13 protein-coding genes are annotated in these 15,209 nt (G+C 69.4%); 7 read left to right on the top strand and 6 right to left on the bottom strand.

The window, feature by feature from the left end; genetic code table 11:
* Nucleotides 1-839: hypothetical protein (locus VNS22_RS22160; protein ID WP_325736354.1), on the bottom strand; the 839-nt coding region annotated here is incomplete at its 3' end.
* A gap of 419 nt (nt 840-1,258) precedes the next feature.
* On the opposite strand from VNS22_RS22160, the gene VNS22_RS22155 reads away from it, so the two are divergent.
* The 3 genes from VNS22_RS22155 to VNS22_RS22145 are packed head-to-tail and all read left to right on the top strand — an operon-like array spanning nt 1,259 to nt 4,972.
* Nucleotides 1,259-2,116 (top strand): FAD binding domain-containing protein, encoded by an 858-nt coding sequence (locus VNS22_RS22155; protein ID WP_325736352.1) that lies wholly within the window; start codon nt 1,259-1,261, stop codon nt 2,114-2,116.
* A gap of 16 nt (nt 2,117-2,132) precedes the next feature.
* Complete coding sequence (locus tag VNS22_RS22150) at nt 2,133-2,618, top strand: (2Fe-2S)-binding protein (protein WP_325736351.1); 486 nt, start codon at nt 2,133-2,135, stop codon at nt 2,616-2,618.
* Entirely contained in the window at nt 2,615-4,972 is a 2,358-nt protein-coding gene (locus VNS22_RS22145) for a xanthine dehydrogenase family protein molybdopterin-binding subunit (protein WP_325736350.1), read from the top strand. Before VNS22_RS22150 ends, VNS22_RS22145 begins: the two co-directional genes overlap by 4 nt.
* Before the next feature lie 115 nt (nt 4,973-5,087).
* Here VNS22_RS22145 and VNS22_RS22140 read toward each other — a convergent pair whose 3' ends face one another.
* Genes VNS22_RS22140 through VNS22_RS22125 form a run of 4 tightly spaced genes read right to left on the bottom strand, consistent with a single transcriptional unit; the run spans nt 5,088 to nt 8,641 of the window.
* A complete protein-coding gene (locus VNS22_RS22140; protein ID WP_325736348.1) occupies nt 5,088-6,014 on the bottom strand; it encodes an AEC family transporter in 927 nt (308 codons plus the stop codon).
* A gap of 3 nt (nt 6,015-6,017) precedes the next feature.
* Complete coding sequence (locus VNS22_RS22135; RefSeq protein WP_325736346.1) at nt 6,018-6,431, bottom strand: (deoxy)nucleoside triphosphate pyrophosphohydrolase; 414 nt, start codon at nt 6,429-6,431, stop codon at nt 6,018-6,020.
* 26 nt (nt 6,432-6,457) lie between these two features.
* Nucleotides 6,458-7,678: a bifunctional glutamate N-acetyltransferase/amino-acid acetyltransferase ArgJ gene (gene argJ / locus VNS22_RS22130; RefSeq protein ID WP_325736344.1), complete on the bottom strand. Its 1,221-nt coding sequence runs from the start codon at nt 7,676-7,678 to the stop codon at nt 6,458-6,460.
* A gap of 39 nt (nt 7,679-7,717) precedes the next feature.
* Complete coding sequence (locus VNS22_RS22125) at nt 7,718-8,641, bottom strand: peptidylprolyl isomerase (protein WP_325736343.1); 924 nt, start codon at nt 8,639-8,641, stop codon at nt 7,718-7,720.
* 183 nt (nt 8,642-8,824) lie between these two features.
* Between VNS22_RS22125 and secA the strand changes: the two genes are divergently transcribed.
* Together secA and VNS22_RS22115 are read left to right on the top strand one after the other, a co-directional pair.
* Complete coding sequence (secA, locus tag VNS22_RS22120) at nt 8,825-11,536, top strand: preprotein translocase subunit SecA (protein ID WP_325736341.1); 2,712 nt, start codon at nt 8,825-8,827, stop codon at nt 11,534-11,536.
* 90 nt (nt 11,537-11,626) lie between these two features.
* Nucleotides 11,627-12,583 carry an AEC family transporter gene (locus VNS22_RS22115; protein WP_325736339.1) on the top strand — a complete coding sequence of 319 codons (957 nt, stop codon included), beginning with the start codon at nt 11,627-11,629 and terminating at the stop codon, nt 12,581-12,583.
* A gap of 477 nt (nt 12,584-13,060) precedes the next feature.
* On the opposite strand, the gene VNS22_RS22110 is transcribed toward VNS22_RS22115, so the two are convergent.
* Nucleotides 13,061-13,489: a hypothetical protein gene (locus VNS22_RS22110; protein WP_325736337.1), complete on the bottom strand. Its 429-nt coding sequence runs from the start codon at nt 13,487-13,489 to the stop codon at nt 13,061-13,063.
* A 255-nt stretch (nt 13,490-13,744) separates the two neighbouring features.
* Here VNS22_RS22110 and VNS22_RS22105 point away from each other — a divergent pair, with 255 nt between their 5' ends.
* Nucleotides 13,745-14,164, top strand: a complete 420-nt coding sequence (locus tag VNS22_RS22105; RefSeq protein WP_325736336.1) for a YsnF/AvaK domain-containing protein — start codon at nt 13,745-13,747, stop codon at nt 14,162-14,164.
* Between the two features lie 2 nt (nt 14,165-14,166).
* A complete protein-coding gene (locus tag VNS22_RS22100) occupies nt 14,167-15,204 on the top strand; it encodes a YsnF/AvaK domain-containing protein (RefSeq protein WP_325736334.1) in 1,038 nt (345 codons plus the stop codon).
* Nucleotides 15,205-15,209 lie beyond the last annotated feature (5 nt).

The following is a 15,209-nucleotide window of genomic DNA, read 5'->3' as shown; positions in this document are numbered from 1 at the left end:
TCGCAGTCGCCGTCCTCGTCGCAGGAATCCGCGCAGACGGTGCCGCTGCCGCAGCAGGCGTAGTCGAGCCCGGAGCCTACGCAGACACTCTGGCCGGAGGGGCAGTTATCGATGATGTTGCCCACCTGCGAGCGCGGCAGGAGCTCCGCGTCGACATTGTAGGCGGCAGCGCAGGTATCCAGGTCCAGCCTGGTCAGGCCGGTCGGCCGGCCGAAGGCGCGGTCGAGGGCGGCCAGCGTGCCGGCCTCGGTGTAGGTGGGCGAGCCCGCCCGGCGGTCGAGCGTGCGCAGGACGTCGACCGCCGCCTTGCTGGGCGTGCCGGCGGCCAGGACCTTGTTGCACTTGTAGAGGGAGCGGTCGATCTGCTCCAGGCTGCGCACATACTGGATGCGCCCGCCGATCCGCATGTCGGCCAGCCGCATGCAAGTTTCGAGGTCACGCCTGGACAGCTTGCCGGTGCTGGCCGCATCGCTGAGATGGGCATGGGCATCGTCGACCGCCGCATCGAACCCGCCGGGCTTCAGCGCCACGCCCTTGAGGATGGCGTCAACCTTCGCGCGCGGGAAGTTCTGGCCGAAGAAAGTCTGGCAGCGGTCGATCGACTTGCGGACCTCCGCGAACCGCCGCTGCAGCACGCCGCGGACGTCCTCGGGCCGGTCGCTGACCTGGGCTGCGATCCGTGACAGGCCCATGGAGCCGAGCAGGGTATTCAGGTCGGACGGCTCGGCAGCACTCGCCGGCACAGCCGCGATAGCCAGCCCGCCTGCCAGGGCCAGGCTGGCGACGAGCGACCTTATTTTTTCTCGAAATCGCACAGGCACCCGACGCCGCACGTCCATGATCGGAAACTCCCTGTCCTCGGGCAAAGTCTCTGGTCGCTCTTGACGGTCATTTGCCGGAGTGCAGTTCGCTTTGTTCGGGCTTCGCGCAATCCGGCCGCAACCGCGCGAGGTTGTTGCAGATGCAGCGAACCGTGCAATAGTTTTTAGTATAACTCTTCCGGAAACATGACTGAAGTTGCCTTGGACCTGTGGATCGAGGGCAATGTGGGACAGCGCTCGGTACAGGGAGCTTCGGCACGACCGGTTGCATTTTTAGAATGGCTCGAAGAAGCTGCGCCGGCAGCGGCCAGGGAGGTGGCGACCGTCGGCCGGACACGGCGCGGTCGCGGCTGGAGACGCCAGAACAGAAGGCCGTCCTGGCAGGACATTGCTTGCACCGGGGCTTGCATAGCGCTCGGCACGACGAGGAGGGGGCGATGGCGGGATCGGCGAACGGCGGCGGGCTCTACCTGGCGACTTCCCTGCCCGATGCGCTGGCGGCCCTGGCCGAGCGCGGTGCTGCCGGCGCACCCATGGCCGGTGCTACCTGGATCATGCGCCGGCCCGGCCAGCAGGGCCATGACGGGCGGGCCTATGTCGGGCTGTCCCGGATCGCGGCGCTGCGGCAGATCACGGTCGAGCCCGACCAGATCCGAATCGGCGCCTGCGCCACCCATGCCGAGCTGGCGGTGGCACTGGCAGACCTGCCGGAATGCCGGGTGCTGGCCGAAGCGGCCGGGCGGTCGGCCAACCCCTCGGTGCGCGCGGTCGCGACTGTGGGCGGCAATCTCTGCGCCCATGACTTCGCCGCCGCCGACCTGGTGCCGGCCCTGCTCTCCCTGGGCGCGACCGTGGAGGTGACGGGGAAGGGGGGTACGGAGCGGCTGGCGCTCGCCGACTTCCTGGCGATGCGCGCGAGCCTCGAGCCTGGCCGGGTTCTCACCGAGCTGGTCGTGCCGCGGCGGGCCATGCGCTCGGCACATGTGCGGCTGCCGCTGCGCGTGGCCGGGGACTATCCGGTGGCGATGGTGAGCCTCGCGGCCACGCTCGACGGGGGCGAGCAGGTGGAGGCCGTGCGGCTGGCGGTGGGCTCGGTGGAGAAGGTGGCGCGGCGCTGGCCGGCGCTGGAGGAGCGGCTGCAGGGACAGGCCCTCGATCCGGACGGGGCGGCAGAGGCGGCAAAGGGGCTGCTGGACGGGTTCCAGGCCCGCGACGGCGTCGAGGTGTCGGGGTCCTATCGGCTGCGGGTGCTGCCGGCGCTGGTGCGGCGCGCGGTCGCCGCCGCCCTGGCCTGAGCGGAGAGGGGGAGCCATGGCGATGCAGATCACGGTCAATGGCGAGGCGCGGACGATCGCCGCGGCGCCGATGACGCCGCTGGTCGAGGTGCTGCGCGAGGAACTGTTCCTGACCGGAGCCAAGCAGGCCTGCAGCGAGGGGTTCTGCGGGGCCTGCACCGTGCTCGTGGACGACCAGCCGGTGGCGGCCTGCCTCCTGCCCGTAGGACTGGCCGAGGGACGGGCGGTGCGCACCGTGGAATCACTGGCAGCGGCAGGCAACGGGCTGTCGCCCTTGCAGGCGGCCATGCTGGAGCACGATGCCGTCCAGTGCGGCATGTGCTTTCCCGGCATATTGATGGCGCTGACCGGCCTGCTGGAGCGCCGGCCCGATGCTTCGGATGCCGAGATCCGGACGGCGCTCGCCGGCAATATCTGCCGCTGCACCGGCTATGAGCGGATCATCGAGGCGGCACTGGCAGCCGGTGCGGCGCTGCGCCGGCCGGAGGGAGCCACGCCATGAACGCACCCATGATCGGCCTGGACCTGCCGAGGCGCGATGCCGCGGACAAGCTGCGCGGCCAGACCCGCTACACGGTGGATCGGGCACGCCCGGGCATGCTCCATGGAGCGCTGCGCCGCGCGGAGGTGCCTGCGGCGCGGATCGTCCGGGTCGACCTGGAACCGGCACGGCGGATGCCCGGCGTGCGCGCGGTGGTGGGCAGTGCGGAGGCACCCGGCCGCTCCGGCATGGTGGCGGGCGACCAGACGCTGTTCGCCACGGGCGAGGTGCGCTTTGCCGGCGAGCCGATCGCCGCGGTGGCGGCGGACACGGCCAAGCAGGCGCGGGCCGCCGCGGCCGCGATCGTGGTGGAGCTGGAGCCGCTGCCGCCGGTGCTGACCATGGCCGAGGCGCTCGCTCCCGACGCACCGCTGGTCCATCCGGGCTGGCGCGACTACCCGCAATTCGTGCCGGGCGGCCAGCGCGCCGGCAATGTCGCCTGGGAGGCGACCGTGGTGCGCGACGACGTGGCCGCGGCGTTCGCCCGGCCGGACGTCACGGTGGTGGAGAGCAGGTTCCGGGTGGGGCGGCAGAATCAGGCCTCGCTGGAGCCGCGTGCCTGCATCGCGACCTTCGAGGACGGCCGCGTCCTGATCGAAACCTCGACCCAGGCGCCCTGGACGGTGCGCGACGCCACCGCCAGCCTCTTGGGCATGCGCCCGGCGGACGTGCGGGTGGTGGTGCCGGCCGTGGGCGGCGGGTTCGGCCTGAAGTTCGCGTTCGGGCTGGAGCCGTTCGCCGCCCTGCTGGCGCGCGCAGCGGGCCGGCCGGTCCGGCTCGCGAACAGCCGGCGCGACGAGATGCTGACCGCCCTTTGCCGGGAGAACGCCGAGATCCGGATCCGCTCGGCGGTCACCGTGTCGGGCGAGATCGCGGGGCGCGAGGCGGTGGTACTGATGGACTGCGGTGCCTATGGCGGCGAGCAGCCGTTCCTGGCCAGCATGACCGCGCACACGCTGGGCGGCAGCTACCGGCTGGGGGCGGTGCGCCTGGTGAGCCAGGCGATCTACACCAACACCCCGCCGACCGGGGCATTCCGCGCCTGCAACGGCGCCTACAACGTCTTCGCGCTGGAGCGGCATACCGACGAGATCTGCCAGGCGATCGGCATGGATCCGCTCGAGTTCCGCAAGCGCAACGTGATCGGCGATAAGGCGATCGGCGCTACCGGCCAGGTGTTCGAGGGCGACGTGCTGGGGCCCATGCTGGACCGCATGATGGCGCTGCGGGACAAGGCGCCGAAACGGCCGCTGGTGAGCGACGGGCGGCTGGTCGGCCGGGCCACCGTGGTCGGCACCTGGCTCATCCTCGTGGGCCCGTCGGCCGCCACGGTGAACCTCAACCCGGACGGCACCGCCACGGTGGTGACCTCGGGCGTGGAGATCGGCTCGGGCGCCATGGTCCAGGCCCTGCCGCAGATCGTGGCCCACTCGCTGGGCCTGCGCCCGGAGGACGTGGTGGTGCGCCAGGCCGACACCGATGCGGCCGGCTACGACGTGGGCGTGGGCGGGGGGCGGACCACCGTGTCGCTGGGGGCGGCCAGCATCGCCGCCTGCCAGGAAGTGCGCACGAAGCTGCTCCAGATCGCCTCCGACATGCTGGAGGCGGCCCCCGACGACCTCGTGCTGGAGGCGGGCCATGTCCAGGTGGTGGGCGCACCGCAGGTCAGGGTCTCGATCGCGGCGGTGGCCCAGCGCGCTCAAGGTGTGAGCGGGCCGATCTCTGGCAGCGGTGCGTTCACCGCACCGGGCACGGCGTCGCGGCCGGGCTGCACCGCCGGCAGTTTGGTCGACGCGCTCGATCTGCCGGTGTTCGCGGTGCACGAGTGCGAGGTGGCGGTCGATCCGGAGACCGGCCAGGTGGAGGTGCTGGCCTACCGGGTCGTCCAGGATGTCGGCCGGGCGATCAACCCGCGCGCCATCCATGGCCAGATCCAGGGCGGGGTGGTGCAGGGCCTGGGCTATGCGCTGCATGAGGAGGTGACGATCGGGCCGGACGGCCAGGTGCGCCAGCAGGGCTTCGAGACCTACCGGGTGCCGCTGGCCCAGGACGTGGTCCCGGTCGAGATCGACCTCTACGAGGGCGCGCCCTCGATCGGTCCGCTGGGTACCAAGGGGGCCGGCGAGGTGCCGATCCTGAACGTCGCCGCCGCGGTGGCCTGCGCCGTCGCCAACGCCACCGGCCGCCCGGTCCGCGAGATCCCGCTGACCCCGCCGCGCGTGCTGGAACTGCTGGATGGCGCGGCGGACGAGCTGCGCCTGCCGCACATCAAGGCGCGGTGGGAGGACAACCTGCTGGGAGCGGGTGCCGGCTAGAGGCGGTTACGAACCGGCAACGGCTGCCCGGTTCCTAAGCGGAGCCAGCAGCCATGCCCTCCCTCATGTCATTCCCCGGTCGAGCCGGGGGATGACATGAGAGGAACATGCGCGCCTACAACAGCACGAGCAGCCCGGTCAGCGTGGCGATGGCGAGCAGGTGGCTGGCGAACACCACGAGCGCGATCGGGCGCTCGAGGACCTGGTAGCGCTGGGCCAGCACGAACACGCTGGCCGCGGTCGGCAGGGCGGCGGTGATCAGGGTCGGCTCGACCAGGTCGGCTGGGAGAGGCACCAGCGTCAGGGTGAGCATCATCAGGGCGGGCAGGCCCACCAGCTTGGCGATGACGATCTTGGCGGCGAGGCCGAGGTCGCGGCTGGGGCCGAAGCCGCCGGTCAGCGTGGCGCCCAGCGCGAACAGGGCGCCGGGGCCCGATGCCGGCCCCAGCAGGGCGAGGAAGCCCAGGATCGGGGAGGGTAGTTCCAGTTCCAGGAAGGCCACTACGAAGCCGGCGATCACCGCGACGATCAGCGGGTTGGTGAAGATCCCGCGCAGGATGCCGAGCACGCCCAGACGCTTGCCGCGCGTGCCCCCGCCGGATTCGATCACCGCCACGGTCAGGGTCTGCAGGACGATGTTGTCGAGTGCGGTCGCGATCACCGCCGGCATGGACTGCTCGGGCGCATAGGCCGCCAGCAGCAGCGGCACGCCCATGTAGCCGACATTGCCCCAGCTCGAGGCGAGAGCGGCCAGCGCGCTCTCGGCGCGTGAGCGGCGCAGCACCAGATGGACCAGGGCGAACACCAGGCCGTAGAGAACCAGGCCGCTGCCCTCATAGACGAGGTAGAAGGTCGGGTCGGAGAGCCTGCTGAACGGGGTTTCCGCGACCCGCCAGAACAGGAGGGCCGGCAGGGCGAACCAGTAGACGAAGGCGTTGAGCCCGCGGACTCCATAGTCGTCCAGGATGCGCAGGCGCCGCGCCAGGAATCCGCACATCAGCACGGCGAAGAAGGGGAGTGCCACCCCGACGACCATCTCCATGGGTCAGAGCAGGTCGCATAAGGGGGCGATCAGGGGCAGGTCGGCAGCCGGCATGGCCAGCTCGTGCAGGCGCTGCGGCCGGACCCAGCGCAGCGCCTGGTGCTCCCGGCCCACCGGCTCGTTGTGCCAGCGGCGGCAGACATAGAGCGGCATCAGCAGGTGAAAGCCGTCATAGGCATGCGAGGCGAAGGTGAGGGGTGCCAGGCAGCTCGCATGGGTGGAGACGCCCAGCTCCTCCTCCAGCTCGCGGATCAGCGCGGCTTCGGGGCTCTCGCCCGGCTGGACCTTGCCGCCGGGGAACTCCCACAGGCCGGCCATGGGCTTGCCTGCAGGGCGCTGGGCCACCAGCACGCGCCCGTCGGGATCGACGAGCGCGCAGGCGACCACGAGGACGATCGGCTTCTCAGGAGATGGCAAATGATCTGCAGACGCGGGCTGGACGGTCAGGAACGGTAGCTGCCGTTGATGTCGATGTAGCCGTGGGTGAGGTCACAGGTCCACACCCTGGCCCGGCCGGGGCCGCTGCCCACGCTCACGTCGATGCGCACGTCCCGGCCCTTCAGGTGCCGCTCTACCGGCGCCTCGTCCAGGTCGGCGACGGCACCGCCGTCCTTCGCGACCGCGATGCCGCCGAACGCGATGGTCAGCGCACCCAGCTCGATCGGCAGGCCGACCTTGCCCAGCGCCATGGCGACCCTGCCCCAGTTGGCGTCCTCGCCGGCCACCGCGGTCTTGACCAGCGGCGAATCGGCGACCGCCATGGCCAGCCGGCGCGCCGAACGGTCGTCGGCGGCACCTTCCACCGTGACGGTGATCAGCTTCTGCGCACCCTCGCCGTCCTTGGCGACCTGGATCGCCAGATCGGTGCACAGCTCGGCGAGCGCATCGGCGAACGGGCCATGGTCGGCCTCGATCGGCGGGTTGCCGGCCTTGCCGGTGGCAAAGCACAGGAGCGTGTCGGAGGTGGAGGTGTCGCTGTCGACGGTCACGCAGTTGAACGACCGGTCGGCGGCCGCCTGGAGCATGGCCTGCAACGTGGCCGGGGCCACCGCCGCGTCGGTGAACAGGAACGCCAGCATGGTCGCCATGTTGGGTGCGATCATGCCGGAACCCTTGCAGATGCCGGCGACCGTCACGGTGCGGCCGTCGATCTCGACGCTGCGCACCGCAGCCTTGGGGAAGGTGTCGGTGGTGACGATGGTGCGGGCGGCATCCGCCATGGCGGCGGGATCGAGCCGCCCCGCCAGCTCCGGCAGGTGGCGGGCGATCAGCTCGGCGTCGAGCTTCATGCCGATGACACCGGTGGAGGCGACGAACACCTCCTCCGGCGCACAGCCCAAGGCAGAGGCTGTCGCCTCCGCCTCGGTGCGCACCGCCCGGTCGCCCTCCGCACCGCGGAACACGTTGGCGTTGCCGGCATTGACCACGAGGGCCCGGGCACGGCCGCCCGGCAGGATCTGGCGGCACCAGGTCACCGGGTGGCCGCACACGACGTTCTGGGTGAACACCCCGGCCACCGTAGTGCCGGGATCGAAGGCCGCGAGCAGCAGGTCCTTGCGGTTCTTGTAGCGCATCCCGGTCTCGGCGCTGGCGAAGCGCACGCCGGCGATCGGGGGAAGGTCCGGCAGGCGTTCGGGTGCCAGCGGCGAGACGGGAAGGCTCATCGACGGTTCTCGGTGCGAAGCGTTGCTTGGCCGGCAGTCTTACTCGGCCGGCGCCGCAGCACCACCCTCGGCGGGAGCTGCCTCGCCCGCGGGTGCGGGGGTCGAGCCATCCGGGTTGAACTTCTCGATCGTGACTCCCTCGCGGGCCTCGGCCACGGTCTGCTCGATCGCCTTGCGCGCGTTCTCCTGGAACAGCTCCTCGCGCATCTCCTCCAGGCTCGGCTCGCGGCTCCGCTTCTCCTCCAGCAGGATCACGTGGTAGCCGAACTGCGACTGGACCGGCTCCTTGGAGTAGCTGCCGGGCTCCATGGCGAACGCGGCGGTGCTGAACTCCGGGACCATCTTGTCGCGGGTGAACCAGCCGAGCTCGCCGCCCTGCTGGGCGCTGCCCGGATCCTTGGACGTGCTCTTCGCCACCTCGGCGAACGCCTCGCCCTGGTCGAGCCGGGCGATGATCTCCTTGGCCGCCTCCGGCGTCTCCACCAGGATGTGCGCGGCGCGCACCTCCTCCAGCGCGAAGCCGTCCTCGCCCTTGGCCGCGTCGAAGGCCGCCTGGAGCTGCTCGGCCGAGGTCGCGGCGTCGACCGCGCGGCGCAGCAGCTCGTCGCGCAGGATGCCCTGCTGCGCTTCTTGGACCTTGGCCTGCACGGCCGGCTCGGCGGCGATGCCGTCGGCCTCGGCCTTCTCGGCGAGCAGGCGGGTATCGATCACCCGATTGAGCAGCGGATCGAACACCATCTCGAGCGGCATGCTGCGATACTGCTCGGGCAGGCTCTCCTGGAAGCGCTGGACATCCGAACGGCGGATCTCCTCACCGTTCACCCGGGCGACCACCGGGTCCCCGCCAGGCGTGGCCGGGGCGGCCTGGGTCTGTGCCTCGGCCGGGGCGGGCGCAGACTCCTGGGCATGGACGAGCGCGCTCGTCGCCAGGAGGAAGGAAACGCCGAATACCGCTAGACGCACCGATGGTGCTCCTCTTCATGTCGTTGGCCGGAACATGGCCTGAGCGGAATGGACTGGTGCCATCACGGGCAGGCTTGCACAAGCAGGGTCGCGTTGACACCTTTGGGATGACGGCGTAGCTCACCGACCCTGGTCGGGCGCAGGCTGCGCCTGGTCCACTCTTTGGCGGGATTTCCCAGCGGCATGTTCGGCGCCATCGCAAGGCGGCTCTTCGGGTCGCACAACGACCGTGTCATCAAGAGCCTGAAGAAGAACGTCGACGCCATCAATGCGCTGGAGCCGCAGATGGTGGCCCTCACCGACGAGCAACTTCGGGCGAAGACCGACGAATTCAAGGGCCGGCTGGCCGGCGGCGAGACGCTGGACGACCTGCTGGTCGAGGCGTTCGCCACCGTGCGCGAGGCGGCCAAGCGCACGCTCGGCCAGCGCCACTACGACGTGCAGCTGATCGGCGGCATGGTGCTGCATCAGGGCAAGATCGCCGAGATGCGCACCGGCGAGGGCAAGACCCTGGTCTCGACGCTCGCGGCCTATCTGAACGCGCTGTCCGGCAAGGGCGTCCACGTCGTCACGGTGAACGACTATCTGGCCCGCCGCGACGCCGGCTGGATGGGCAAGGTCCACCGCTTCCTGGGCCTCACGGTCGGCGTGGTCGTGCCGCAGACGCCCGAGCAGGAGCGGCGCGACGCCTATCGCTGCGACATCACCTACGGGACCAACAACGAGCTGGGCTTCGACTACCTGCGCGACAACATGAAGCACAGCGTCGAATCGATGGTCCAGCGCGGTCACGGTTTCGCGATCGTGGACGAGGTCGACAGCATCCTGGTCGACGAGGCGCGCACGCCGCTGATCATCAGCGGTCCGGCCGAGGACAGTTCCGAGCTCTACCGTGCGGTCGACGCGGTCATGCCGCTGCTGGTCGAGGGCGACTGGGAGAAGGACGAGAAGCAGCGCTCGGTCTCGCTGTCCGAGCAGGGCCAGGAGCATATCCAGGAGCTGCTGGAAAAGGCCGGCCTGCTCAAGGCGCCGGATCTCTACGACATCGAGAATGTCAGCCTGGTCCACCACGTGAACCAGGCGCTGCGGGCGCATCACCTGTTCACCCGCGACGTCGAATATGTCGTCAAGAACGGCAAGATCGTCATCGTCGACGAGTTCACCGGGCGCATGATGGAAGGGCGCCGCTATTCGGAAGGGCTGCACCAGGCGATCGAGGCCAAGGAGAAGGTCGCGATCCAGCCGGAGAACCAGACCCTCGCGTCGATCACCTTCCAGAACTATTTCCGGCTCTACGAGAAGCTGTCCGGCATGACCGGCACGGCCGCCACCGAGGCTGCCGAGTTCGCCGAGATCTACAAGCTCGACGTGGTCGAGATCCCGACGCACCGCAAGATGGTGCGCAAGGACGAGGACGACGAAGTCTACCGCTCGGCGCGCGAGAAGTACGAGGCGATCGTCCAGGAGATCGAGGCTGCCCACCAGAAGGGCCAGCCGATCCTGGTCGGCACGGTCTCGATCGAGAAGTCGGAGATGCTGTCCGACGAGCTGAAGAAGAAGAAGGTCCCGCACCAGGTCCTGAACGCCCGCTACCACGAGCAGGAGGCCTATATCGTCGCCCAGGCGGGGCGGCTGAATGCGGTGACCATCGCCACCAACATGGCCGGGCGCGGCACCGACATCCAGCTGGGCGGCAATGCCGAGATGCGCATCCAGCACGAGCTGGGCGAGAGCCCTGACCCGGAGGAGGCGGCGCGGATCCGGGCCGAGGTCGAGGCCGAGCAGGTCCGGGTCAAGGAGGCGGGCGGGCTCTACGTGCTGGGCACCGAGCGCCACGAGAGCCGGCGGATCGACAACCAGCTGCGCGGCCGCTCCGGCCGGCAGGGCGATCCCGGCCGCTCCAAGTTCTTCCTGTCGCTCGACGACGACCTGATGCGGATCTTCGGGTCGGAGCGTATCGATGGGATGCTGCAGAAGCTGGGCCTGAAGGAAGGCGAGGCGATCGTCCATCCCTGGATCAACAAGGCGCTGGAGAAGGCGCAGCAGAAGGTCGAGGCGCGCAACTTCGAGATCCGCAAGCAGCTCTTGAAGTTCGACGACGTCATGAACGACCAGCGCAAGGTCATCTACGAGCAGCGGCTCGAGCTGATGCAGGCCGAGGACGTCGCCGATACGATCGCCGACATGCGCGAGCAGACCATCAACGAGATCGTGCGCAAGCACATCCCGGAGAAGGCCTATCCGGAGCAGTGGGACACGGACGGCCTGACTACCGACGTGCGCCGCTACCTGGCCCTCGACCTGCCGGTGGCCGACTGGGCCAAGGAGGAGGGGATCGCCGACGAGGAGATCGTCCGGCGCCTGACCGAGGCCGCCGATGCCCATTACGCCGCCAAAGTCGAGCGCTATGGCCCCGACGTGATGCGCCAGGCCGAGAAGAGCCTGCTGCTCCAGGTGCTGGACCATGTTTGGAAGGACCACCTGCTCCACCTCGACCATCTGCGCCAGGGCATCTACCTGCGCGGCTATGGCCAGAAGGATCCGCTGAACGAGTACAAGCGGGAAGCGTTCGACCTGTTCGACGCCCTGCTGCTCGAGCTGCGCCAGATGGTGACCCAGGTCATGATGCAGCTCGAGGTGCGCATCGAGCCGCCACCGCCGCCACCTACCCAGTTCGCGAGTGCCGAACCGGAGGCAGGGCGCGGCCGGCCCGGCGGTGGGGTGTCCGCTTTGGCGCGCAACACGGCCATGGCGATGGCCGGTGCGAGTGCCGAGGCCGCGAGCCTGGCCATCGATCCGGACGACCCGTCGACCTGGGGCCGGATATCCCGCAATGCGCCCTGCCCCTGCGGCTCGGGCAAGAAGTACAAGGCCTGCCACGGCAGCCTCGTCTGACCGGGCAATGAGCAGGGCGGCCATGCGCTGGTCCTGCTTGCCGGGCCTGCCGGCGCTGGTCTAGCTGGCCGCCCAGCCAGGCGGTGCCTCTTGTCCCAGATCCTCATCGACCATCTCGTGCCGGTCTATGCGCTGGTCCTGCTCGGCCGCGTCCTGGCCGGCGTCCGGCTGGTGCAGGACCAGCAGGCCCAAGGCATCTCGCGCTTCGTGTTCGACGTGGCCCTGCCGATCATGCTGGCCCGGCAGATGCTCACCGTGGATCTGCCCGCCCAGATCGAGTGGCGGCTGGTCCTGGTCTATTTCGGCTGTGCGTTCGCGGTGTTCGCCCTGTCCGCCTGGTTCGGCCGGCACGTCTTCGCGGCACGCGCCGCCAGGCCCGCGATCTTCGGCATCACCGCCTGCTTCGGCAACGTGCTGGTCCTGTCGGTGCCGATCACCATCGGTGTATTCGGCGATCAGGCGGCCGTACCGCTGTTCCTGCTGATCGCGTTCCACAGCGCCACGCTGTTCACCCTCACCACGGTGGTGGCCGAGCTCGGCATCGGTGCCGCCGGCGAGCTGCGCAAGCTGCCGCGCTCGGTCGCCCGCAGCCTGATCACCAACCCGATCCTTGTGGGCCTCGCTACCGGGCTGCTGCTGCGCCTCTCGCCCGTGCCGGTGCCGGCCGCCCTGGACCGCACCGCGGCCTTTCTCGGCCAAGCGGCGATGCCGATGGCGCTGTTCGCGCTGGGCGCCAACCTCGCCCGCTTCCGGCTGGGGGCGCTGTGGCGGGAAGCCCTGGTCCTGTGCCTGTTCAAGAACCTCCTGTTCCCGCTCCTGGTCTTCGCCATGGCCACCTGGGTGGTCCCGCTCGACCCGGTGGCGCGGGCGGTGGCGATCGTCACCGCGGCGATGCCGGCCGGGATCAACGCCTATCTGTTCTCCGTGCGCTACGACACCGCCGTGGGCGAGGCCGGCGCCACGATCGTGGTCTCGACCATCGTCACCTTTCCGATACTGGCCTGGCTGCTGCCGGTGCTCCGTGAGGCACTCGTCTCCGGCACATGACCTATTTGCAATGTGGCGCCCTATTCCCGCCGCAGGAACTACTGGATACTGTTACTGGCAAGACGCAGTACATACGATTCCCGCGGCTTTGCCGGGCGACGATGTAGTCGTTCCCGGCTGTTCAGGGGAGGCCGGAAGGATGCTGGTACGCAGGCCTGAGGCGCAACTGGAGCCCGAGACAACGTGGTCCGGAACCAGTGTTTATTCACCCTGGGATGCACGGGTGGAGCGCCTCGAACGCCGGGTCAGTTTCTGGACGCTGCGGCCGCCTATCCAGCGCCGTCGCGTCGGGCTGGTCGGCCGGGTCGAGCACATGACCCCGGCCGGCAGCGCCTAGGTCGATTTCCGCTTCCGCGCCGTCGCCATCTCCTGGACAGCCATCGCCGGACTGATATGGGCCATATTGCCCCTTCTTTGCCTCCCCAGAAAAGCGGCCGCCGCCGACAGGAGCCCAGCGGCGCCTGACGCCTTCTTCGATCACAATAGCGGGTTCGGCCCGGTGAACAGATCGCCCAGGGCGCGTCTGGCGCGGGCGCGTGCCCGGCGCCGCAGGAGGTTGGCGGCCCGGTCGTGGCGCAGGTGGCAGCGCTGGCAGAACGCCTTGAGGTTGCTGCCATTGGAGTTGCCCGGATCGTGGTCCAGATGCGCGGTGCCGAGCCAGATGCGCCGCTGCCGCTGCATGGCGAGGTCGACGATGTCGGGCCAGGGCACCTGCTGGCCCTGGTCGTCCAGCCATTGGCCGGCCATTTCGTCGAACCAGCGCCCGTCGGCCAGCTGGCAGATCAGCCGGCCATGTGGCCGGGCGCACGCTTCGCAGCGGCCCCTGGCGCGCACGAAGCGGATCTGCCGGCTGATGATCGGCCAGTCGATCGGATAGAAGTAGCGGCGCTCGGGGCGGATCGGCACTGGACACTCGTTCCCGCTGTCCTTCCGGGACTTAGCGCCTTCCAGCGGCATAGAAAACAGCCAGCTCTCCCGCGGCGCTGGCCGTGTGGCGGCGCGCCGGCATGGCCGGACCGGCTGCACCAGTAGATGAACCAGTAGCAGCGCCGTGTCCCATAGATCTTGGGCACGGGTGGTTGTGTGGAATTGGCCGGATACTGGCCGGTTGCAGTGAAAATTATCCGCGGAACTATCGGTGGCGAGTTCCGTTTACGCCACATGTCCAACGTGATCAGCACCCCATCTGCCGATCAGAAAGTCGAGCTGCTCGAAGAGCAGGTCAAAGTCGGGGTGCGTCAAGTAGATCGTGCTCGGGTCGTGGTGGAGACGCAGGTCGAGACCCGCCAGCACGCCGTCGAAACCTGGCTCGATCACGAAGAGGTCCAGGTCGAGCGCGTGCCGGTCGGCATGGTGATCGAGGCAGTACCTCCGATCCGCGAGGAGAACGGCGTCGTGATCGTGCCTGTGGTCGAGGAACGGCTCGTGATGCGTACGGAACTCGTCCTGAAGGAAGAGCTCCGGATCGTTCGCACCGTGCACAAGCAGCTCGTGCGCCAGGAAGTGCCGCTGCGCTCCGAGCACGCAACCATCCGGCGGGAAGAGATTCCTGCCTCACCCGAGACGGTCAGAGGAGAATAGCCATGGGTACTGTTACCGCTCTCTATGACACCCGCGGCGCTGCCGAGGCTGCCCGCGACGGGCTGATCGGGATCAGCATCCACGAAGAAGACATCACCATCCGCGGTACGAACGACCTCAGCCAGCCGGTCGAGCAGGAGAGCAAGGGGTTCTGGGCCAGCCTGGGCGACCTGTTCATGCCCGATGAGGACCGCTCGCTCTACTCCGAGGGCATGCGGCGCGGCGGCTACATGCTGATCGCCAACGTGCCGGAAGGCATGGAGCGCGAGGCCGAGGAGATCATGGACCGGGCCGACCCGATCGATCTCGACGAGCGCAGCGCCAACTGGCGCAGCGAGGGCTGGACGGGCGAGGCCTACCGTTCGGATGCCAGCTATGGCGCCGGTGCCGGAGCAATCGGCGCCGGTACGATGGGGGCCGGTACGATGGGCGGCGCCTCCAGCACGGGGACGGACGATCTCCGCACTCGCAGCGAATTCACCGACACCACCGACATGGGCAGCAGCCAGGATCTGGCCGGCGCACGCGCGGCCGGGGCGACCTCTGCAGGCGTCGGGGACATGCCGGCCTATGGCTCGGTGACCCAGTCCGGCGACTATGAGGGCGATGTCCGCGGCGGCGACCGGTTGGGCACGATGGGCGACGACCAGACCGTGCAGCTCGCCAAGGAGGAGCTGCGGGTCGATAAGCGCGATGTCAGCGGCGGCCGCGTGCGGATTCGTACCTATGTGGTCGAGCGTCCGGTCGAGGCGGACGTGAACCTCCGCCAGGAGCATGTCACCATCGACCGCCGCCCGGTCGACCGCGAAGCGACCCTGGGTGACGATGCGTTCCAGGAACGCACCATCGAGGCCACCGAGCGCAGCGAGGAGGCGGTGGTCGACAAGGTGGCGCGGGTGAAGGAGGAAATCGGCCTCCATCGCGACGTCCAGAACCGTACCGAAACGGTCCGCGACAGCGTGCGCGAGACCGAGGCCGAGATCGAGGACGATCGCGCGACCAGCCTCGGCACCGACCGTACCGGCCGGCGCAGCATCTGAGGGCA

Origin of the sequence: Geminicoccus sp., assembly GCF_035556675.1 — a bacterium.
Classification (GTDB): Bacteria; Pseudomonadota; Alphaproteobacteria; order Geminicoccales; family Geminicoccaceae; genus Geminicoccus.
This window is presented reverse-complemented; position numbering and strand designations above follow the sequence as displayed.